We start from the raw sequence: 20,225 nt of genomic DNA, 5'->3' as shown, positions 1-20,225 counted from the left end.
TTCAGAATATCTACCGGAAAAGTTCTATGAACACAAATATCTCAAAATTCTGTATCGCAATTTTAATTGCTATAATATTATACAGTCCAATACATTCCCAAAATCCTGTTATAGAGAAAAAGATTGATTCCCTCCTTTCCATAATGACCCTCGAAGAAAAAGCCGGGCAGTTGCATCAGGTGAGTCTTTCATGGAATACAGGTCCTGCCTCACCTGAAGGAAACAAACTGGACGACATTAAAGCCGGAAAAATGGGTGCCATATTGAATATTCTCGGAGCTAAAAAAATTCGTGCTCTTCAGGAACTGGCAATGCAGTCAAGACTTAAAATACCACTCCTCTTCGGACTTGATGTTATTCATGGCTACAAAACCACTTTCCCCATTCCTTTGGCAGAGTCGATGAGTTGGGATCTTGCTGCCATTCAAAAAGCGGCGAGAGTTGCTGCTTACGAGGCCGCTTCGAGCGGGATCAACTGGACCTTCGCTCCGATGGTGGATATTGCGAGAGATCCGAGATGGGGCAGAATAATGGAAGGTGCAGGCGAGGACACATACCTTGGTTCCCTTATAGCCGCGGCAAGAGTGATCGGATTTCAGGGAAAAGGTCTCGGAAGTCTCGACGCTGTGATGGCGTGTGTGAAGCATTTTGCAGCTTACGGAGCAGCGGTCGGAGGACGGGATTACAATTCAACAGATATGAGTGAAAGAACTCTTCGACAGACCTACCTTCCTCCTTTCAAGGCTGCCTCAGATGCAGGTGCCGCCACCTTTATGAACAGCTTTAACGATTTAAACGGAGTTCCCGCTACGGGCAGTGCTTTTCTGCAGAGAAAAATCCTTAAGGGTGAGTGGGGATTTAACGGCTTTGTCGTAAGTGACTGGAATTCAATCGGCGAAATGATCCCGCATGGCTATGCTCTCGACAAATACGACGCAGCGAAAAAAGCAATACTCGCCGGAAATGATATGGACATGGAAACCTACTCCTACAGAGATCACCTTGCAGAGCTGGTCAAAAACGGGGATGTGCCTATTACAATTGTTGACGATGCTGTGAGGAGAATCCTTAGGAAAAAATTTGAACTCGGTTTGTTTGATGATCCCTATCGTTTTACGAACGAGGAAAGAGAAATCAAAGCACTTTCTGACCCGGAAAACAGAAAAGCAGCAAGGGATATGGCTAAGAAAAGCATCGTTCTAATGAAAAACGAAAATAAAACACTCCCCCTTTCGAAGAATAAAAAGGTTGCCTTGATAGGACCCCTCGCTAAATCTGAAACCGACATGCTCGGCGGATGGTCTGTCGGCTGGGATGACAACAGCGATGTAGTCTCACAATTTGAGGGACTCGAAAATCTTCTCGGAAAAGGAAATGTCCTGCATGCTGAAGGTTGTGGCGTAAAATCGCTTGATAAAAAGGGTTTTCAGGAAGCCATCGAAACAGCAAAGAAAGCTGATGTTGTGATTCTTACTCTCGGAGAGAGTCGGGATATGAGCGGAGAGGCACAAAGCAGATCTGATATCACAATTCCCGGAGTTCAGGAAGAACTCGCAGAGGCAATTTTTGCATTGGGCAAACCGGTGGTGGTACTAATTAATGCAGGACGACCCCTCGTTTTTGATAAAATAGCGAAAAAAGCTAATGCAATTCTTTACACATGGTTTTTGGGAAGTGAAGCCGGAAACGCAATTGCAGATGTGCTTTATGGTGCGTATAATCCATCTGCCAAACTGACAGTCTCATTCCCGAGAAGTGTGGGTCAGGTACCAATCTATTATGATCACTTCAATACCGGCAGACCCTCCATGACCGACATCCCGTCGAAGGATTTCAGAACGGGGTACACAGACTTAAAACAAAGCCCTGAGTACCCTTTTGGATACGGCCTTAGCTACACTACATTTAAATATGATGGATTAAATACTTCAAAAGTTGAGATGAAAGCGGATGGTAAAGTTGAATTCACATGCATGGTGACAAACACTGGCGACATCGCGGGTGAAGAAATTGTCCAGTTTTACATTCGCGACAGGGTGGCTTCACTCGTGAGGCCCGTCAAAGAATTAAAGGACTTCGCAAAAATTTATCTGAAACCCGGTGAATCCAAAAAGGTAAGTTTTATCGTCGATAAGGAAAAGCTTTCTTTTTATAATGAAAAACTCGATTGGGTGGCTGAGCCTGGCATGTTCGACATCATGATCGGAGCATCTTCAGCCGATATCAGACTTTCAGCAGAACTGAAACTGGTAAAATAAAAACAGATGGTTAAACTTCTTTTTTTTGAACATTGTCTATGAGTCAGAAAAAAAAGGAATAACTTTGCGAATATTAATTCTTCTTCAGATTCTGTTGCTTGGGATATCTCAGGCACAGAATCTCTATTTTCCGCCTCTCACCGGGAGTGACTGGGAAACAGTGTCCCCTTCATCTCTTGGCTGGGATGTAACAAAAACCGACTCTTTGTACTCCTTCCTCTCATCCACCAATACAAAAGCATTTTTAGTATTAAAGGACGGGAAGATTGCCATCGAAAAATATTTTGGTTCGTTCACGAAAGACAGTGTATGGTATTGGGCTTCCGCGGGAAAATCATTAACCGCAGTCCTGGTCGGAATTGCTAAACAGGAAGGGAAAATTAATCTCTATGACTCCACTTCCAAATACCTTTCTCCCGGCTGGACCTCCCTTATTCCTTCACAGGAAGGCAGGATAAAAATAATCCATCAGTTGACAATGACCACAGGACTTGATGACGGAGTGTCCGACCCCTACTGTACACTTCCTGCATGTCTCATTTACAAAGCTGAACGCGGCAACCGGTGGGCATATCACAACGCCCCCTACACTCTCCTTGACAATGTGATCGAGAGTGCTACCGGACTAAACATGAACCAGTTTTTACAACAAAAACTCCGTCCTTCCACAGGTATTAACGGACTCTATCTGAAAAACGGGTATAACAATGTTTTCTACAGCAACGCAAGAAGCATGGCACGATTTGGTCTGCTTATGCTCAACAAGGGGAAATGGAACTCAACAGCGGTGATTACAGATACAGCATATTACAGGGATATGGTAAATACTTCACAAAACCTTAACCTCTCCTACGGTTATCTCTGGTGGCTGAATGGAAAAGAGTCGTATATGTTACCTCAGTCTCAGTTTGTTTTTCCGGGTGGTTTTGCTCCGGATGCCCCTGAAAACATGTTTGCCGCAATAGGGAAAAACGGACAACTGGTTAATGTGGTACCCGGTGAGAACCTGGTAATGATCAGGATGGGAGACGCTCCCGGTTCAGGGGTTGAAGTGCCAACTTTTTATAATAACGACATTTGGAAGAGACTGAAAGTGGTGGTTAACCCTGCCACATCAATTAAGGAAACTTCATTTGTAAAAAAAGAAGAAACGATGATTTTCCCGGTTCCGGCTGGCAGCACACTTTTCATCAATGGATTGAATGAGTTGACGGAACCTGCAGAGGTAAATATCTACTCAGTGACAGGTGAGAAGGTTATGCGGTCTTTCTACAACGGTTCACTCGATATCTCATATCTGTCAGATGGAGTCTGGTTTGGTGTTATTGTCTCTGAAAAAGGTACGAACACCTTTAAATTTGTGAAATTATCACAATAGCACTTGAAATGCGAAATAGGACATCATGATTGCATAGAGAAGTGTCGACAGAGAAAAACGAACCAGTCTGCCAATAGATTTATTTTCAGAAGTGAGGAAACGGTATCCGTGAAGGATACTTGCCTGCAAAAGGTAGAGAGCATACCCAAGGATTACGACTGCCTGCGCCACCATCCCCCGGTCGGGAAATACCGCGACAAATCCCGCAATTCCAAATGCAAGATTTGCAAAACCCACTTCGAACATCCAGTCAGGGCGGTCGGTTTCCCAGCCCATCCTTTTTGCATCTGCCTTGTGAAAAATTACATGCCGTACAAAAGCGAGTATACCGACAATTCCAACGGTGGTGACAGCAACGGTTTTAAGTGCCAAAACGGCATCGTTCGAGGTAAAGAAGTAAAATCCGAAAAATATTCCGATAGTGCCGCATAGCGTTCCGGTAATACCGATAATGTTCGCAATCATTTTGAGCTCACTAAATCGTTAATTAAATCCTGTTATCACGAGTTTACAATCATCTTTCAGTGTTCTTCGGTTGATGGAAGTGAAAACCTGAAGGTGGCACCTTTATCGACCTCTCCCTCAGCTTCCACAGTTCCACCGTGTTTCATAACAATCCTTTGAACAATTGCCAATCCTACACCAGTCCCTTCAAATTGATTCATCCCGTGAAGCCGCTGAAACACTCCAAAAAGTTTGTCTTTATATTTCATGTCGAATCCTGCTCCATTATCAGAGATGGAATAAAATACTTTATTTGCTACAGATTTACACGATACAGTTATTTCGGGTCTGGATACCTTGGAAGAAAATTTCACAGCATTCGATATGAGGTTGTAAACGACCTGCCGAATCATCGTGGCATCGCCGTAACATTTTTCCAGTTCATACTTATTAAATGTTATTTTATCACGATTTGACTCAGTTGTAATCTCCATAAAGGTTGCATCAAATAAAGCATTCATGTCGATGGGTGACCTGTTTATGTCTTTTCTTGCGAGTCGGGAGAAACTAAGGAGGTCGTCAATCAGTTGCCCCATCTTTGTGGAATTCTCTTTGATAATCGAGCAAATCCTTCTTCCCTCTTCGTCCAGCCTGTCACCATAATCCTCTTCAAGCATTGATGTGAATCCATTGACTGCCCGAAGTGGTGCCCGTAAATCATGTGAGACTGAGTAACTGAATGCCTCCAGTTCCTTATTGGCAGCGAGGAGCTGTTCGGTTCTCTCCTCAACTCTTTTTTCCAGTTCAGTATTAAGCCTAAGAAGCTCTTCACGAGTCTGCTTCTTTTCGGTAATATCGGTAATGATCATCTGAATTGCCGGCATCTCATTGAATGAAACAGGGGTCTCAATGATTTCCACATCAATCTCGGAACCGTCAATTCTTAGATACACTTCCTCAATCGGATAATGTTCTACTCCACCCTGGATCAGCCGGTCAGATCTTTCATGGGATTGTGTTCTGAAGTCGGGGTGAATAAACCCCTCAATTTCTTTTCCAAGCAACTGATAGTAGGAAATGGCACCCAACAAATGAAGAGCAGAGGGATTAAGATAGACAATATTTCCCCACTGCTGAACAATGATACCAACCGGAGCAACATTCAAAATATTTTTGTATCTCTCCTCACTCTCCTTCAGTGCAAGTCCGGCAAGAACTTCCTCTGTTACATCCACGATAGTGGAAATCAGTAAATTAGATTCAGGCAGAGGAATGCTCGTAGCTGTAATATACCTGATTACCTCTCCGCCTCTTGAAATCGGAACATTCTCCCATCGCATCCTCGATTGTTCACCGGAAGCAATATCCTCCAAAACTCTTTTTTTTATGTCTGCTCTGAATTCAGGATCCTCGTAAACTGCATCCCAAAATGCATCAGGATCTGTTAATTCCTCCCTGGTAGTGCAATAATATTTTGTGAATAAATCGTTCATAAAATGAAATTTCACATCAGGAAAAACCGAGTTGACTGAAAGTCCGATTGGGAGATTCTCCATTATCAGTCTCGAAAGCTGCTCTTTTTCTTTAATCTCAAATTCGGCATTTTTTAACTGTGTTATGTCTGTAACGACGCCGAAATACCCGCTTACAACTCCGTCATCATCAAACATAAATTTAGACTTTGAAAGAACCCAGAACAGCGATCCGTCTTTTCGGAACGCGCCCAGTTCATGACACCATAATTTATCTCCTGTTGATTGGCCTGATTCGATAAGTTTCGTTTGCTCACGGACGATATCCCCTATTTTCTTAAGTGAATCCGGGGTAAAAATCTTCTCCTGCTGAAGCTGTAAAAACTCTGATGTCGTATATCCAAAAATCTTTTCCACAGACGGACTTACGAAAGTAAGATTCCTGTCAAGGTCCGAGGTCCAAATCATCTCGGAAATGTTTTCTGTTATCCGCCGATACTTAAGTTCGCTCTCCATCAGGAGTCTTTCCGAGATTTTCTGCTCTGTTATCTCCTGAAAAATTATCGAAATCCCATTGGGTGAGGGGTATATTCTGTTGGCAAACCATCTGTCCCATGGGGGATAATATTCTTCGATGAAAATCGGCTTTTGTGTTTGAAAGGACTCCACATATGCACTTGCGAACCTTGTTCCTTTTGCCTCGGGGTACTCCTCCCAATAATTTTTCCCGACAAGATATTTGGGCTCCCGGCCCAGCATCAGGCTGGCATGATCATTTACATATATATAATTGAAGTGTTCGTCGAAAGCAACGACTCCGTCACTAATTCGTTCAAGCAGTTCCTCGAGCATCTTCACTCTTTTTTCAGATTCAGATTTTAATTCAACGACAGACATTGTATTTTCTCTCGATTCAAAATATTCTCACAACACAAAGTAACTTATCTAAATTCTACAAAACGACAAAGACCCGGTTAAAAATAGTACTCCTTTTGTCATTTATTTGGAAATCGTAAAATCGAATCGGGTCCCTCTACCGGGTTCTGAATCCACGGCAATATCGCCACCCATCCCTTCCAAGAGCTTTTTCACTGTGGCAAGTCCTATACCGTTCCCTCTTCCCCCAAAGCGGTCGCGAGTTGATAAAACCGTAAAAATCTCAAAGATTTTATCTTTAAACTGAGGAGAAATACCTCTCCCGTTATCCTTGATAAAAAAGTGATAATATCTTTCTGACTGACTGAACCCGATTTCAATCTGAACCCGGTTGCTGTCATTATATTTTATTCCATTCGAGATCAAATTCAGCAAGACCTGCTGCAATCCCGTCTTGTTTACCAGTATTACCGAGCCCGGTTCGGGAAGAATAAGTTCAATCCCTTTTGCTCCGGGTATAAGAGCTAGCGTCTCTTTGAGGAGGTTGTCGAGGTATAGATTTTCCTTCGACAGTTTGATGAACCCCTGAGATCTGCTGTGTTCGAGAATGCCATCAACAAGACTTCGCAGTTTGTCTGCCGACCATCGTATGGCTTGCAACATCTCTTTGGCTTCATTATCCACTTTTTCACTGTATTCCTCCAGTAACATCTGTGAGAGTGCCGACATGCTCCCAAGAGGTGATTTTATATCGTGAGCCGCTACGAATGCGAATTTCTCGAGTTCGGAATTTCTTTCTTCCAAATTGTCGATCGTTAAGTCGAGTACTTTTTTGTTTTTCCTAAGTTCAAATAATTTGACCACTTGATTTGCAAGAATTTTCAGAGCTCTTACATTCTGCTCACTTATTATTCTTGGTTCGTGATCAATAACGCAAAGCGTCCCCATTGGCAGCCCGCTCGCTGTAACCAATGGTACTCCTGCGTAGAAGAGGATTGGTGGATTTGCCAGTACATTTGGGTTGTCATGAAACCTTTCATCCAGCCTTGCATCAGGAACAATAAAAATTGATCCGGGATGATTAATCGCATGGGAGCACATCCCGAGTTCCCTGGGTGCTTCGGTGAATGGAATCCCAAAATGGGATTTGAACCACTGCCTGTTTGAATCTATCAGATTAACAAGAGAAATTGGAGTTCCGCAGATGAACGATGCAAGTTCGGTTATATCATCATATTCCACCTCGGGCATCGTATCAAGAATTGAGAACTCTTCAAGTTCTTTTAGTCTTTCCGCTTCACGGGGATGCATTTCAGGTTTTATCATCAATGTAGCAGTTTTTAGTTTAAAAAATGGAAAACGAAGCAGCAGTATCAGTCAAAAATTTGGGAATTTTTTAAAGTTTGCCAACTTTCCAGTCCTAAAATAGTAAATTACAGAAAGAAACAAACACTGATTTTTTTGTTTATCGAACTGATGCTGTCATCATTATACAAAAATCCAAAGCCCCTTTCTTTTTGAGAAATATTTTTGTATTTTTCGTTCTGTTTATAAAATTAATCAGTACTCTGTTCATGTTGAGTTCACAATCAATAAAAAAATGAAGACATCCTCTCATTCGTCAGTCAGGAGATCACTTAGATGGTAGATTATAATGACATGTCTAAAAATGACCTGATCGAACTGATCACTGGACTTAAGGAAGAGGTCGACAGGTTAAAAGCCACCCGGAAAATCAGATCCGGTGAGGCCGGTTTATCAGATATAACAGATCGGGAAGTGAATAAATATATCACTACTGCCGAGTATTCTGAAATACTGCACCGTATTCCTGCAGGAATCTATATATTCCTTATTACTGCCGCCGGTGAAATGAGTTTTGTCTACGGGAGCAGCAAATACTGCCAGATGCTTCGCGTAACAAAGGAAGAACTTCTTGCGAATCCTGCTGTTGTTCTGGACAAAGTTCACCCGGATGACCGCCCTTCACTCGACGAAGCAAACAGACAAGCCTGGCTCACACACAAACCATTCCGCTGGGAAGGACGATCCGAAATCGATGGCGAAATGAAATGGGCACGAATTGAGTCAATTCCCACCATCTTGCCAAACGGTGATTCATACTGGAACGGCATTATGATTGATATTACAGAGCAAAAGAAGGTTGAGTCCGCGCTCATTTCAAGCGAAGAAAAATTCAGGTCACTGTTCAACAATATGATCGAGGGTTCTGCCCTGCACGAATTGATTTATGATGAATCTTCTACACCTTACGATTACAAGATTATCGATGTAAATTCCTCTTTCGAGAGAATACTCGGTTTGAATAAGGAAAACATCCTGAATAAAACGAGCCGGGAGGCATATGGCGTCGCCGACCCTCCATTTATTGATATTTATACTAAAACAGTTGAAACTGGTGAATCACTTGTTTTTGAAACCTCGTATCCCCCTCTGAATAAGTACTTTTCAATTTCTGTATACAAAACCCATTCGAACGGTTTTGCCACCACATTTCAGGACATCACAGAAAGAAAAAGATGGGAAGATGACCTCAATAACAAAAATGCCGAACTCGAACGGTTTGTGAAAGAGAAAGACAAGTTTTTCTCGATTATAGCCCATGATCTTAGAAGTCCGTTTCTTGGATTGTTGGGATTGACCGAGATACTTGCTGATGACGCAGCGGAAATGGAGAAGGATGTGCTTCTCAAATTCAGCAAAAGTGTCCACAACAATGCTCAAAATATATTCGAGCTCCTTAAAAATCTTCTCGAATGGTCTCAAATGCAAAAGGGTTCAATACCTTTCGACCAAACTGTATTCAGTCTAAACTACATTATTGACAGTAATATCGAATCTTTGGCAGAAAGAGCATCACAAAAGGAGGTTCAGATCGTCAACAAATTTACTGAGTCTGTGAATGTAATGGCTGATAGAAACATGATAAATTCCGTCGTTTTGAACCTGCTTACGAATGCGATCAAATTCTCAAAAAGAGGTGGATATATCAGTTTTGACATCGAGGCGCTGGATGATAAAATGGTTGAAGTCTCAGTCAGAGATAAGGGAGTTGGAATGGACAGTGAAAGTGTGGCAAAACTTTTCCAACCGGGTGAGAAAACCGGTTCAAAAGGAACTGACGGTGAATCAGGAACAGGCTTGGGACTGCTGCTCTGTAAGGAATTCGTTGAAAAAAATGGCGGAACTATTAGAGTCGAGAGCAAGGCTGGAGTGGGGAGTAAATTCTCGTTCACTCTAAAGAGATCAACCGGCCATTAACCCGAAATAATAACCTGAAGCTAAAAAAACGGGCTGGAAATAAATTCCAGCCCCTTAAATTATACGAGGTCTCTACCGTCAGCCATTTTCATGCTGCCAGTGATAATCTGAATAAGATCTATCAGTGACCAAATACCGCAACCACCAAGTGTGATTAACTGCAACCACCAGTTGGAATAGCCCATCATAAGACGATGAATACCAAGTCCTCCGAGAAATAGACAAACGAGGATCATGGTTACCTTTGATTGAACTGGTTTCTGTTCTGTCATAATTATACCTTTTGTTTCTCCTACTCGTCAGGCTTTTCGGTGACGCCCCGTTTTTTAATGTGGTTTCTGGGCTCCACAGTATATTAAAAAAAATTGTCTTGAAATCAATAAACAATTCCGGTAATTTCAGACAATACATCCCGTCGGCAGGCAAAAATGATGAGTGACGATTGTCGCTCGTTGTGCCGTCAGCAAATTGTGTATTTTTTTGTTATATCAGAGATAGATATAATTGGGAGAGTTTTTGGACCTGAGTCGAAGAAAACTATTATTAAAGTAACGGTCGAAATTAGGTTTTTTTCACATTACTACCAAATAAAATTTTGAAAAATATATTATTTTTTAATAACCATTTTTTATTAAAGTAAACGGAGGGAGTAATGTTCCTCATCACTCATAAATTTTGATAACAACATTCCCTTTTTTGTGTCCCTTTTCCACATATTCATGGGCGGCTGCAGTTTCCTCCAGTGGATAAATTCTATCGATAACAGCGCGGTACTTCCCTTTTTCTATCTTTGATGCAAGCAGGTTTAGGTTCTCCCTTGTCTCTTTGACGATACCCCCTGTCACTTTCACCTTTGTTGTTAGATTCGTCCACAATCCCTTGAAAAAATCCACCGGATTATGATGAACTGCACGCAAATATCGCCCGCCATCTTTTAATGATTTAACACATCCCTTAAAAGGGCTTTTCCCAACGGTGCAATAAATGACATCATATTTTTTACCGTTCTTCGTAAAATCCTCTTTTGTATAATCCACTGTGAAGTGGGCCCCCAGCGATCTGACCAGTTCAGCATTGGAGCCACTGCAGACAGCCGTCACTTCTGCACCCAAATCGTTCGCTATTTGAACTGCCGCTGCGCCAAGACTCCCCGATGCACCATGAATTAATACTTTATCACCCTTTTTTACATTCCCGTTTTGCAGGAAGTAAAGACTGGTAAGTCCACCAAACGGAATGGTTGCAGCCTCTTCAAATGAAATATTTTTTGGTTTATGAGATATCACCCCATTTTCAGGGAAGCAGCGGTATTCAGCGTAAGTACCAAAATCAAATCCTGCTGAACCGAAAATCTCGTCATCTTTTTTGAACAGAGTGACATTTTTACCAGTCTCCTCAACAATCCCTGCAAACTCAATACCCAGGATTTGCTTTTTTGGAGAAGTCAGACCATACACTAATCTGGCTACCCACGGGTCGGCTTTTCTGATTCTAATGTCAGCCGTAGCAACCGTTGTAGCCATTATCTTTACTAAAATCTCGTTGTCCTTGGGGGCGGGTTTTTCCTGTTCCTTGAGTTTAAGTACCGAGGGGGGACCATAGTTAGAGTAAATTACTGTTCGCATGAATTTCCTGAGGATGGTGAATTAAAATGATGACTTATTAAAGGAGATAATCTTTTCGTTCGAAACAATAAAAGTTCTGACTGAACAAATTTTATTAGAAGTAAAATAAATTACGATTTAATCTTGCGAAGTTACAACTATCTAAAGAGTCTCTGTTATAAATAGTTTGAACGGATGAATGACCTTTCAGACGGTTCTGTTTATGACCTCATCTCTAATGCTTCATTCAGATAATCGATAAGGGGTTTTATCGATAGAAATGATTCTTCAACCAGATCGATCAAACCACCGGATGTAACCTCATTAATTGAAAGCGTTTTAAGCGAAATAAAACTTTTCATTTTAAGAAATTCGATGTATTCATGATCTTTTGGGAATCCTTTGGGAGCAGTCCTGAGAGTTTCTTCACTTGAGTCGAGACCTCCATAGAAATTAACAAAACGGCTTTCAGTTACTATTTCTTGAAGCTCCCTGCCGTTTTGTGCTACAAATCTTCTAACATTTGCGAGCAGGTCAGCAGGCGGACGGTAGAGTCCCCCACCAACAAATGACCTGCGGGGACTGATGGAGAGATGAAATGATGCTGGAGCAACCTTTAAGTAAGGTGTGAAAGTGAAATTGTCCTTGTACACCGGTTTGTCGGGTTGAAATCTCCGGTTGTTGAAGATTCTGTGGACTGTATCCTTGGGTTGAATCCCGTGCAGTCGCTCATCGTAGATCGAGAGTCTTTCGAGCATATCAGCCACCTGATCAAACCAGAAATCTCTGACTGCAATGTATCTGTTCCTCTCTTTGTCCATCCACTCTTTTGAATTATTCGCCGAAAGGTCTTTCAAAAAAGCGATTATATCATTGTTATTCATTACTTTTACCTCGAAAACTCAATTGAAATTGAAACCAAAAATGTTCTATAATCCTGCAAGTCTCATGATCAGAAATGCAAGAATTGCCCCTGTCGAACTCCGGTAAATCCATTTAATGTAGTTCCTCCCCTCGTCACCTTTTGAGTGAAGAAGCCTGAAGACGGAAAGGATTATTACCCCATCCATAACGAGAAAAGGAATCAGATACGGAAGCCGAAACCAGCCCAAAACAAACGGGATAACTGTCAGAAGTATAACAAAACCAAATATGTAGCTGCTGATCTTTAATGCCCGGGTTCGTCCAAGTTTGATTGCGAGAGATTTGGAATCTATCTTTTTATCTCCTTCCAAATCCATGGCATCGGCAGAGATTTCCTCTCCCAAATCCAGCGTGGCAGCCAGCAGACCAAAAAACAGTACTGTTTTTTCAAATGGAAGACCGACAGAAATCCCGCCAAATATAAAAGTCATCCCAACTGAAAAGCTTACCATAAGATTTCCGGGGAGTCCCGTTCGCTTCAGTCTCCAGTTGTATAAAAAACCTGTAATTGCCAGAACAATTCCTGCCGTGAATGCAACGATATTCAAGAGGTAACTTAGGAACAATCCAACAGACAGCAATATGATAAAAAGAATCAGAGCTTCTGATTTTGAGATCATTCCTGAAGGAATTGGGCGGTGAGGAGCATTAATGATGTCTGACTCGACATCGAAATAGTCGTTGATGGCCAGTATGGCACCGGAGATCAGTGCGACTGCGAAAAACCCGGCAATTGTTTGGAAAAGTGTAGCAGGAGCCCCAAGTGCAAGAAATTGACCTGTAACAACACAGATACCTGCAGCAATAGAGAGGTCAGGTCTTATCAGGGTAAGACTTCCTTTAATCCGGTTCATCGGATGAGTGAGACTGTGAAGAAAAAATAAATCATCATTCTCAAAAATAACCGAAGAGTATTTAAAACAAAAAAGCCCGAGAATTTCTTCTCAGGCTTTTTTTCTTGTAGCGGGGGCCGGACTTGAATTCGCCATAGCGAACTTTCAGCCGACAATTCGCCGCGGCGAATTATGAGCCCGACAAAATACAATTACTTAATAATCAACTGCTCAGCGACAGAAATAACCGAAGACTATTTAAAACAAAAAAGCCCGAGAATTTCTTCTCAGGCTTTTTTTCTTGTAGCGGGGGCCGGACTTGAACCGACAACCTTCGGGTTATGAGCCCGACGAGCTACCAATTGCTCCACCCCGCGATCAAAAACTTTTTTGTGATTTCAGACCGACGAGCTACTCCCGATTTATCGGGACTCCACCCCGCGATCAAAAATCTTATTTATATTTCCCGTATCGTAACTGTTATAATTTAGACTTCAAATATAAGCATTATTTCTCAATCCACCAAATAAATAACAGTCCTAATCCGTTTCCCCTATTTCAGATCCTCAAAACTGATATCCATCAGGTCAAAACTTTTCCAGCTTGAATAATCATAATGCCACCATTCACTTTCGAGAGCCTTGAAACCGTGTTTTTCCATAACTGTCCTCAAAAGTGCACGATTTATCCTTTGCTGAGGTGATATTTTCATATACTTGTGACTCGCCTTTTCCGTAAAATCATCGAAAATGGTAGGCATATCAAGCAGTTCACCGTTCGTTATGTCATACAGACCGATATCAATCGCACACCCCCTGTTGTGACGACTTCCTGTTTTAGGACTCGCTGCAAAATCTTCATTGAGAACAAACTCCCAAATCTTTTTCGTGATGCTGTAGGGTCTATATGCATCATAAACAACAAGCCCGATACCGTTCAATGCAAGTTCTTCTGCAGTTTTTTTTAATGCCTCGGCAGCAGGTTTCCTCAAAAATACTCCCGGAGTAGTGTAAAGCACCTGTTTTGTGACATTATCCGTGGTTGCGTACTTCACATCTTTGCGAAGATTTGGTATAAATCCTTCAAGGTTGAGCAATGTATTCTCAACATTATTGGAAACCTGAGCCAAATAAAGGGATTTGGAATCGACAACCTTTAATCCAAATTCATTTACGGGCACTTCCGGTTGTGAAAATGCAAGACCTGAAAGTAACAGGAATGCAGGAAGGAACCATTTGAAAGAAATATTGCATCTTTTCATTCGACTACCCTTAAAATTGGATATACACAGTAGTTTTTATCAAAATAAGGTGACTTTTTATAAAAAAACGAAAGTCTTGCATCGGGGTCATTTCTAAATTTTTCATCATTAGCAATTTTTTCCTCAAATTCCTTTTTTAAGGCGGGGTTGGCTGCGAGCATTTCAAGTGCCACTTTTTCCATCACATAATCTTCGAAATATTCCTTCATCTCAAAAATCTGATTGAAAAATCCCCATGACAGAAAGGAATCTTCAGAACGGGGTTCGAGCAGCAGGTTGATAACTTTAAGTGCCCTTTGGTCGCAGGAGACAAAAAACGCGCCTGACGGAACCACTTCCTTTATTTTGGAAACATCATAACCGGAAGTCACTCTGAATCGTCCTTCATAGGGAGTTTTAGCAAATGTGAAGTCTTTGAATTTTAGTCGCTCAACCAGGAATTTTTTTGGTGCTTCAAGTTTCTCCACTTTTATCCCGTGAAGCTCCATTATTGAAACAAGTGATGAATACTCGGCCGGTATTATGTAGCCCGACGGAACCTCCATCGAATCAGAGGCGATCACATTATCAAAAACGGGAATTTCCTTTTCAAATTTTTTGCCAGTATAAACGATTTTTTCAGTGCCGGAGACCGCACTCGTTTCATGAACAGCTTCAATTCCTTTGAATAAAATGCTGCTGCCGGCCGTTTCTTTTGTAGAAAACTTAATTGGAAGCCATTTCGCACCTTTTCCGATGAACTGTTTCATGTTATTGTCGGCTTTGTTATTCTCTTCCCTGATTATTTTGCCATTCAGAACAAGAAATTTTGCAGTCGTTTCCAGAACCGACTTCGTGGCGAAAACACGGTCCTTGTATGGTTTCATCATATGAGTTTCAACCAACAGCGAAATCCTGTTTTGTGCGGCTGTATATCCACCCGAAAATCTGGGAGTTGAAGCCCAGTCGAGCATCCCCTTCTCAACATTATTGTCCTTGAAGTAAACATACGGAGCTACGAGCCAGCCAGCAGCCTCAACATTTTCAATAAGAAATGGGAGGAATACTTTTTCTGAAAGCTTTGCCAGATTTGGTGCAATATTACCATGGCGTTCGAGTCCGTAGGTAACAGTATATTGATAGTCAGCACCGTCGGTCGTATGATTATCGATCATGAAATCGGGCATCCATGTCGAGAACAATCCCAACATTGCACGCATCTCCGGTGCATCAGCTTTCATCCAGTCACGATTCAGATTTATATTTTGAGCAGTCGTTCGCCAGCCCATATTCGTCGGACCGTTCTGATTGATTCTATTGTAGGCAGAACTTCTCTCATGCCCGTCAACACTAAATATCGGGATGACGAGTAAAATCACATTTTCGAATACATCCTTGTGTTTTCCCTCAATCAGCATTTCACGAAGAAACAACATCGAAGCATCTTTTCCCTCTATCTCACCGGAGTGGATACCATTCAGTATGAGAAGCACAGGTTTGCCCGTTTTCTTTGCAACCTCTGGGGTAAAAGCCTTGTCCTTTGAAACGATAAAAACTTTTATTTCCCTTCCCTGGGGTGAAGTGCCGATGGTTTCATACCTTACTGCATCACTTATTGTGGCGAGCCGGGTGAAAAACCTGTCCGTCTCTTCAGAAGTCGAGGTGGCTTTAAAGTCAGATTTTTCAAATTCAGTCTTCCAGTCAGCTTGGGAAAACATCGTTGAGGAGAGAATCAAAAGCAGTGAGATGATTTTTGAGAAATATTTTGGCAATTTCGGTGATTCCTGGTTAATTTTAAATAAATCAGTTGGATAATTTAATTAAATGAATTGAATAATCAGGCAGCAGAATTGATGAAGTTTTCCGAATTCCCTTGAATTTTATTCCTTATTTAAGTAAGTTGAACAACAGTTTTTCCCGATTATTCGGCGATGGGAGATCGAAACATGCTTACACAACTTGACAAAAGCAATTACTTAAAGGGACTGTTAATTGTCGCTAGAATCGACAACAGTTTAATAGACCAGGAAAAAGATATTATTAGAAATGTTGCCACAAAACTTGGATTCAGCAAAGATTTCTATGAAGAAGTAATCAAAAATTTAATGATCAATGAGAATATAAGCGATAATCCGCTTATGTTTAGTTCTGCTGCGATTACAGAAGTGTTTATCGATGAGGCGCTAAATCTTGCATTCTCCGATAACGACCTTTCCGGACCCGAAGTGGACTGGCTAAAAAAAACAGCAGAAATGAACGGGATTTCGAATCACAGGTTTTCAGAAATCCTCACGAATTTTACAAATCTTAAGCAAAAAGAGATATCATCGAAAGTATCGGCTTCTGCATGAACTGATTCACACTTTCGTGAATTTTAGAACCTTAAAACAGTTTAAATGAATATTGAAGCCGGTTAAACTCGGCGTCGGGGGGGAGCTATGCCGTGTTTTACAGTCTCTGTAGCGGATCTGCCGTTCCCCTCATTCAATAACCCTCCATCAAAAAACAGTTGATATATCAATTTTTTTTGAATAATATTCAAATCTATTTTTCCATTAACAAAAACAGTAAGGTACTATGACTCGAATAATCATGTTTATTTCTCTGCTTTTGGCAGTTTTCGAACTGCAGGCACAGGAATCCCGGCTTCTTCGATTTCCAAATATCAACGGTGATCAGATTGTTTTTACTTATGCAGGTGATCTGTATATTGTGAATGCCACCGGTGGTACTGCCCGGAAGATTACCAATCACACGGGAATTGAAATGTTCGCCAAATTCTCCCCCGACGGCAAGCATATAGCTTTCACGGGGCAGTATGATGGAAATACCGAAGTGTATCTGATTCCCTCAACGGGTGGTGTCCCGAAAAGACTGACTTACACCGCAACCCTTGGAAGGGACGATGTATCTGACAGAATGGGACCAAACAACATCGTGATGGCATGGCGTGACAATGAAACAGTGATGTTTCGCAGCAGATGGATAGAGCCAAATGACTGGAAAGGTCAGCTCTTTTTCGCAAATGTAAAAGGTGGACTCGCCGAACAGCTCCCTCTCCCAAGAGGTGGTTTTGGCACATTCTCACCTGATGGAAAAAAACTTGTTTACAACAGGGTCTTCAGGGAGTTCAGAACCTGGAAACGCTATCGTGGCGGACAGGCGGATGACCTCTGGATCTATGATTTTGATTCAAAGAAGACTACCCGTGTTCAGGAAAATCCCGCTCAGGACATTTTCCCGATGTGGGCAGGCAACAAAATATATTTCGCCTCCGACAGAACCGGCACCATGAATCTGTATTCAATCGACCTCGCGACAAAGCAGGAGAAACAGATTACAAATTTTACCGATTTCGATGTGAAATTCCCCTCGATAGGTGGGAATTACATTGTTTTCGAAAACGCCGGATACATCTATAGACTCGATATTACGAATGACAAATATTCAAAAGTTGAAATCCGGATCAGTGATGACTTTGCCACAGGCAGAGACGGGATAGTGGATGTAAGCCGTAATATCGCCAGCTTTGAGATTTCACCCGATGGAAACCGGGCTCTTTTAAGCGCCAGAGGTGATATATTTACGGTTCCCGCAAAGAATGGTGCCACCAGAAATCTGACAGCCACTTCAGGAATTCATGAACGCTCACCGAAGTGGTCACCTGACGGCAAATTTATTGCTTATATCTCCGACAAAAGTGGAGAGGATGAAGTATATATTACTCCTCAGGATGGCAAAGGTGAGGAAATTCAGATTACAAAAGGCGGAAATGCTTATAAATTCTCGATTCAATGGTCACCCGACAGTAAAAAGCTGATCTTCTCCGACCAGAATTATACATTAAACTTTGTTGATATCGACTCAAAAACAATAACTCAGGTCGACAAATCAGATGTTACTCCTGTCTTTGCCTTCGACTGGTCGCATGACAGCCGTTACATTGCCTACAATAAAGCAGAGGACAATGTATCATCAAGAATATATATCTATTCGCTTGATGATAAAAAAGCTTCTCCTGTTACCGATGGCTTTTTCGATGTCGGGCAACCTGTTTTCTCAAAAGACGGAAAATATCTCTTCTTCACCTCGGAAAGGACATTCAACCCGACCTATGGCTGGACAGAGTGGAATCACATCTATTCAGACATGACAAAACTGTATCTGGTTACCCTTCAGAATTCGACTAAATCACCTTTCGAACCCAAAAGTGATGAAGTCTCTGTAAAAGAAGAGAAACCGGCTCCTGAGAAGAAGGAAGAAAAAGATACCAAAGAATCGAAAGAGACAAAGGATTCAAAGGAAGTATCGAAGAAACTCGTCATCGATTTTGACGGAATTCTGAACAGGGTTGCGGAAATACCGGCACCCTCAGGCAGTTATGGAAACCTCTCTACAACTGCTGATAAAATTTTCTACTACAGAAGGGGTGCAAGGGAGGACAAATTCAACCTCTACTCATACAATCTGAAAGACCTGGAAGAGACTAATCTCGGTGAGGTTGCCGGATATGAAATCTCTGCCGACGAGAAAAAAATGCTCGTAAGAGTTGGAAATTCCTACGGAATAGTACCACTTCCTTCTGCTCCTGTAAAAATAAAAGATGCCTTGAATCTTTCCGATCTAAAGGTGTCGCTCGACAGAAAAGCTGAATGGAAACAGATTTTCGATGAGTCCTGGCGACAAATGCGCGATTTCTTCTATGCGAAAAACATGCACGGGGTCGATTGGGCAGCAGTAAAAAAACAGTATGAAGTGCTGCTCCCCTATGTAAACCACAGAATTGATCTGACCTACATTATCGGAGAAATGATCGGTGAACTGAATATCGGGCACGCCTATGTCGGTGGCGGTGACTATCCCAAAGCTGCGAGAATTGCCCTGGGACTCCTCGGTGCAAAACTGGAAAAAGATGCCTCGGGATATGTAAAGGTTAAGAAAATTCTTACCGGACAAAACTGGGACAAAGACTTCCGTTCTCCTCTCACTGAAATCGGTGTAAATGTAAAAGAGGGTGATTATATCATCGCAGTGAACGGAAAATCCGTGAAGGAGATGGATAACATTTATGAATCGCTCGTCGATCGTGCAGGAAAACAGGTGGTACTTACCGTTAACACTGTTGCTGACGAAAAAGGTTCGAGAGATGTTACCGTGGTTCCTGTTGCTGATGAACAGAATCTCTATTATCTCAACTGGGTGGAAGGAAATATTGAAAAAGTCACCAAAGCCACAGAAGGAAAAGTTGGTTACATCCATATCCCCGACATGGGTGTAAACGGACTGAACTGGTTCGTAAAATATTACTACCCTCAGTTGAACAAAGAAGCTCTCATCATCGACGATCGAGGAAACGGCGGCGGAAATGTTTCTCCTCAAATTCTCGAGAGACTCGCTCGAATGCCGGTAATGATGAACTACAGAAGAAATTCCATCAATACCTTTAATCCGACAGGCATGCATGTAGGGCCTAAAATTCTGCTTATGGATGAGTTCTCTGCATCGGATGGAGACATCTTCCCCTATCGCTTCAGAGCTGCCAATCTCGGCAAGCTTGTCGGTAAGAGATCATGGGGTGGTGTTGTGGGAATTTCCGGTTCACTTCCATTTGTCGACGGTGGCATTTTGAATAAACCTGAGTTTGGTCCTTACCACCTGAATGAGGCTAAGTGGATCATGGAAGGGCATGGTGTCGATCCCGACATAGTTGTCGACAACGACCCTGCACTCGAATTTTCAGGAACTGATGAACAGCTCAACAAGGGAATCGAACTGATACTGAAAGAACTGGAAAAGAATCCCGTTAAGAAGAACCCTGTTCCCGCTTTCCCGGATAAAAGCAAATAAAAGTTGGAATTGGACATAAAAAAAAGGCTGCCTGATCGCCCGGGCGGCCTTTTTTTTATATAATTGC

General features: G+C 42.0%; 14 protein-coding genes and 1 tRNA gene. 5 read left to right on the top strand and 10 right to left on the bottom strand.

Annotated features, from left to right (window positions below):
• Positions 1-26: 26 nt before the first annotated feature.
• Positions 27-2,258: a glycoside hydrolase family 3 C-terminal domain-containing protein gene (locus tag J0L60_07535; GenBank protein ID MBN8545970.1), complete on the top strand. Its 2,232-nt coding sequence runs from the start codon at positions 27-29 to the stop codon at positions 2,256-2,258.
• A 64-nt stretch (positions 2,259-2,322) separates the two neighbouring features.
• Positions 2,323-3,636, top strand: coding sequence for a serine hydrolase (locus J0L60_07530; protein ID MBN8545969.1), 1,314 nt, complete (start codon positions 2,323-2,325; stop codon positions 3,634-3,636).
• Here the strand turns inward: J0L60_07530 and J0L60_07525 are convergent.
• From J0L60_07525 to J0L60_07515, 3 genes are all read right to left on the bottom strand, one after another.
• Entirely contained in the window at positions 3,628-4,101 is a 474-nt protein-coding gene (locus J0L60_07525) for a hypothetical protein (GenBank protein ID MBN8545968.1), read from the bottom strand. The genes J0L60_07530 and J0L60_07525 overlap by 9 nt on opposite strands.
• 56 nt (positions 4,102-4,157) lie before the next feature.
• Positions 4,158-6,449 carry a PAS domain S-box protein gene (locus J0L60_07520; GenBank protein MBN8545967.1) on the bottom strand — a complete coding sequence of 764 codons (2,292 nt, stop codon included), beginning with the start codon at positions 6,447-6,449 and terminating at the stop codon, positions 4,158-4,160.
• A gap of 102 nt (positions 6,450-6,551) precedes the next feature.
• Positions 6,552-7,754: a histidine kinase gene (locus J0L60_07515; GenBank protein MBN8545966.1), complete on the bottom strand. Its 1,203-nt coding sequence runs from the start codon at positions 7,752-7,754 to the stop codon at positions 6,552-6,554.
• Positions 7,755-8,069: 315 nt separating this feature from the next.
• On the opposite strand from J0L60_07515, the gene J0L60_07510 reads away from it, so the two are divergent.
• Positions 8,070-9,710 carry a PAS domain S-box protein gene (locus J0L60_07510; protein MBN8545965.1) on the top strand — a complete coding sequence of 547 codons (1,641 nt, stop codon included), beginning with the start codon at positions 8,070-8,072 and terminating at the stop codon, positions 9,708-9,710.
• Between the two features lie 59 nt (positions 9,711-9,769).
• Here J0L60_07510 and J0L60_07505 read toward each other — a convergent pair whose 3' ends face one another.
• The 7 genes from J0L60_07505 to J0L60_07475 form a co-directional block, all read right to left on the bottom strand.
• The gene (locus J0L60_07505; GenBank protein MBN8545964.1) at positions 9,770-9,982 is read right to left on the bottom strand and encodes a TM2 domain-containing protein; all 213 of its coding nucleotides are present in this window, start codon (positions 9,980-9,982) and stop codon (positions 9,770-9,772) included.
• Positions 9,983-10,372: 390 nt separating this feature from the next.
• Positions 10,373-11,335, bottom strand: a complete 963-nt coding sequence (locus J0L60_07500) for an NAD(P)-dependent alcohol dehydrogenase (protein MBN8545963.1) — start codon at positions 11,333-11,335, stop codon at positions 10,373-10,375.
• Positions 11,336-11,535: 200 nt separating this feature from the next.
• Positions 11,536-12,198, bottom strand: coding sequence for a DUF2461 domain-containing protein (locus tag J0L60_07495; protein ID MBN8545962.1), 663 nt, complete (start codon positions 12,196-12,198; stop codon positions 11,536-11,538).
• A gap of 45 nt (positions 12,199-12,243) precedes the next feature.
• A complete protein-coding gene (locus J0L60_07490) occupies positions 12,244-13,092 on the bottom strand; it encodes a UbiA family prenyltransferase (protein ID MBN8545961.1) in 849 nt (282 codons plus the stop codon).
• 283 nt (positions 13,093-13,375) lie between these two features.
• Positions 13,376-13,448 (bottom strand) — tRNA-Met (locus J0L60_07485).
• Positions 13,449-13,624: 176 nt separating this feature from the next.
• Complete coding sequence (locus J0L60_07480; protein ID MBN8545960.1) at positions 13,625-14,332, bottom strand: M15 family metallopeptidase; 708 nt, start codon at positions 14,330-14,332, stop codon at positions 13,625-13,627.
• Entirely contained in the window at positions 14,329-16,083 is a 1,755-nt protein-coding gene (locus J0L60_07475; protein ID MBN8545959.1) for a M14 family metallopeptidase, read from the bottom strand. The genes J0L60_07480 and J0L60_07475 overlap by 4 nt, the downstream gene beginning before the upstream one ends.
• Positions 16,084-16,257: 174 nt before the next feature.
• On the opposite strand from J0L60_07475, the gene J0L60_07470 reads away from it, so the two are divergent.
• Together J0L60_07470 and J0L60_07465 are read left to right on the top strand one after the other, a co-directional pair.
• Positions 16,258-16,662: a hypothetical protein gene (locus J0L60_07470; GenBank protein MBN8545958.1), complete on the top strand. Its 405-nt coding sequence runs from the start codon at positions 16,258-16,260 to the stop codon at positions 16,660-16,662.
• Positions 16,663-16,888: 226 nt separating this feature from the next.
• Positions 16,889-20,158 carry a PD40 domain-containing protein gene (locus tag J0L60_07465; GenBank protein MBN8545957.1) on the top strand — a complete coding sequence of 1,090 codons (3,270 nt, stop codon included), beginning with the start codon at positions 16,889-16,891 and terminating at the stop codon, positions 20,156-20,158.
• Positions 20,159-20,225: the final 67 nt, after the last annotated feature.

The sequence above is a fragment of the Ignavibacteria bacterium genome (assembly GCA_017302895.1).
Taxonomy (GTDB): domain Bacteria; phylum Bacteroidota; class Ignavibacteria; order Ignavibacteriales; family Ignavibacteriaceae; genus UTCHB3.
This window is presented reverse-complemented; position numbering and strand designations above follow the sequence as displayed.

Coding starts and splice junctions, on each gene's coding strand:
- J0L60_07535 (MBN8545970.1), top strand. CDS start 27: ATGAACACAAATATCTCAAAATTCTGTATCGCAATTTTAATTGCTATA.
- J0L60_07525 (MBN8545968.1), bottom strand. CDS start 4,101: ATGATTGCGAACATTATCGGTATTACCGGAACGCTATGCGGCACTATC.
- J0L60_07520 (MBN8545967.1), bottom strand. CDS start 6,449: ATGTCTGTCGTTGAATTAAAATCTGAATCTGAAAAAAGAGTGAAGATG.
- J0L60_07515 (MBN8545966.1), bottom strand. CDS start 7,754: ATGATAAAACCTGAAATGCATCCCCGTGAAGCGGAAAGACTAAAAGAA.
- J0L60_07510 (MBN8545965.1), top strand. CDS start 8,070: ATGGTAGATTATAATGACATGTCTAAAAATGACCTGATCGAACTGATC.
- J0L60_07505 (MBN8545964.1), bottom strand. CDS start 9,982: ATGACAGAACAGAAACCAGTTCAATCAAAGGTAACCATGATCCTCGTT.
- J0L60_07500 (MBN8545963.1), bottom strand. CDS start 11,335: ATGCGAACAGTAATTTACTCTAACTATGGTCCCCCCTCGGTACTTAAA.
- J0L60_07495 (MBN8545962.1), bottom strand. CDS start 12,198: ATGAATAACAATGATATAATCGCTTTTTTGAAAGACCTTTCGGCGAAT.
- J0L60_07490 (MBN8545961.1), bottom strand. CDS start 13,092: ATGAACCGGATTAAAGGAAGTCTTACCCTGATAAGACCTGACCTCTCT.
- J0L60_07480 (MBN8545960.1), bottom strand. CDS start 14,332: ATGAAAAGATGCAATATTTCTTTCAAATGGTTCCTTCCTGCATTCCTG.
- J0L60_07470 (MBN8545958.1), top strand. CDS start 16,258: ATGCTTACACAACTTGACAAAAGCAATTACTTAAAGGGACTGTTAATT.
- J0L60_07465 (MBN8545957.1), top strand. CDS start 16,889: ATGACTCGAATAATCATGTTTATTTCTCTGCTTTTGGCAGTTTTCGAA.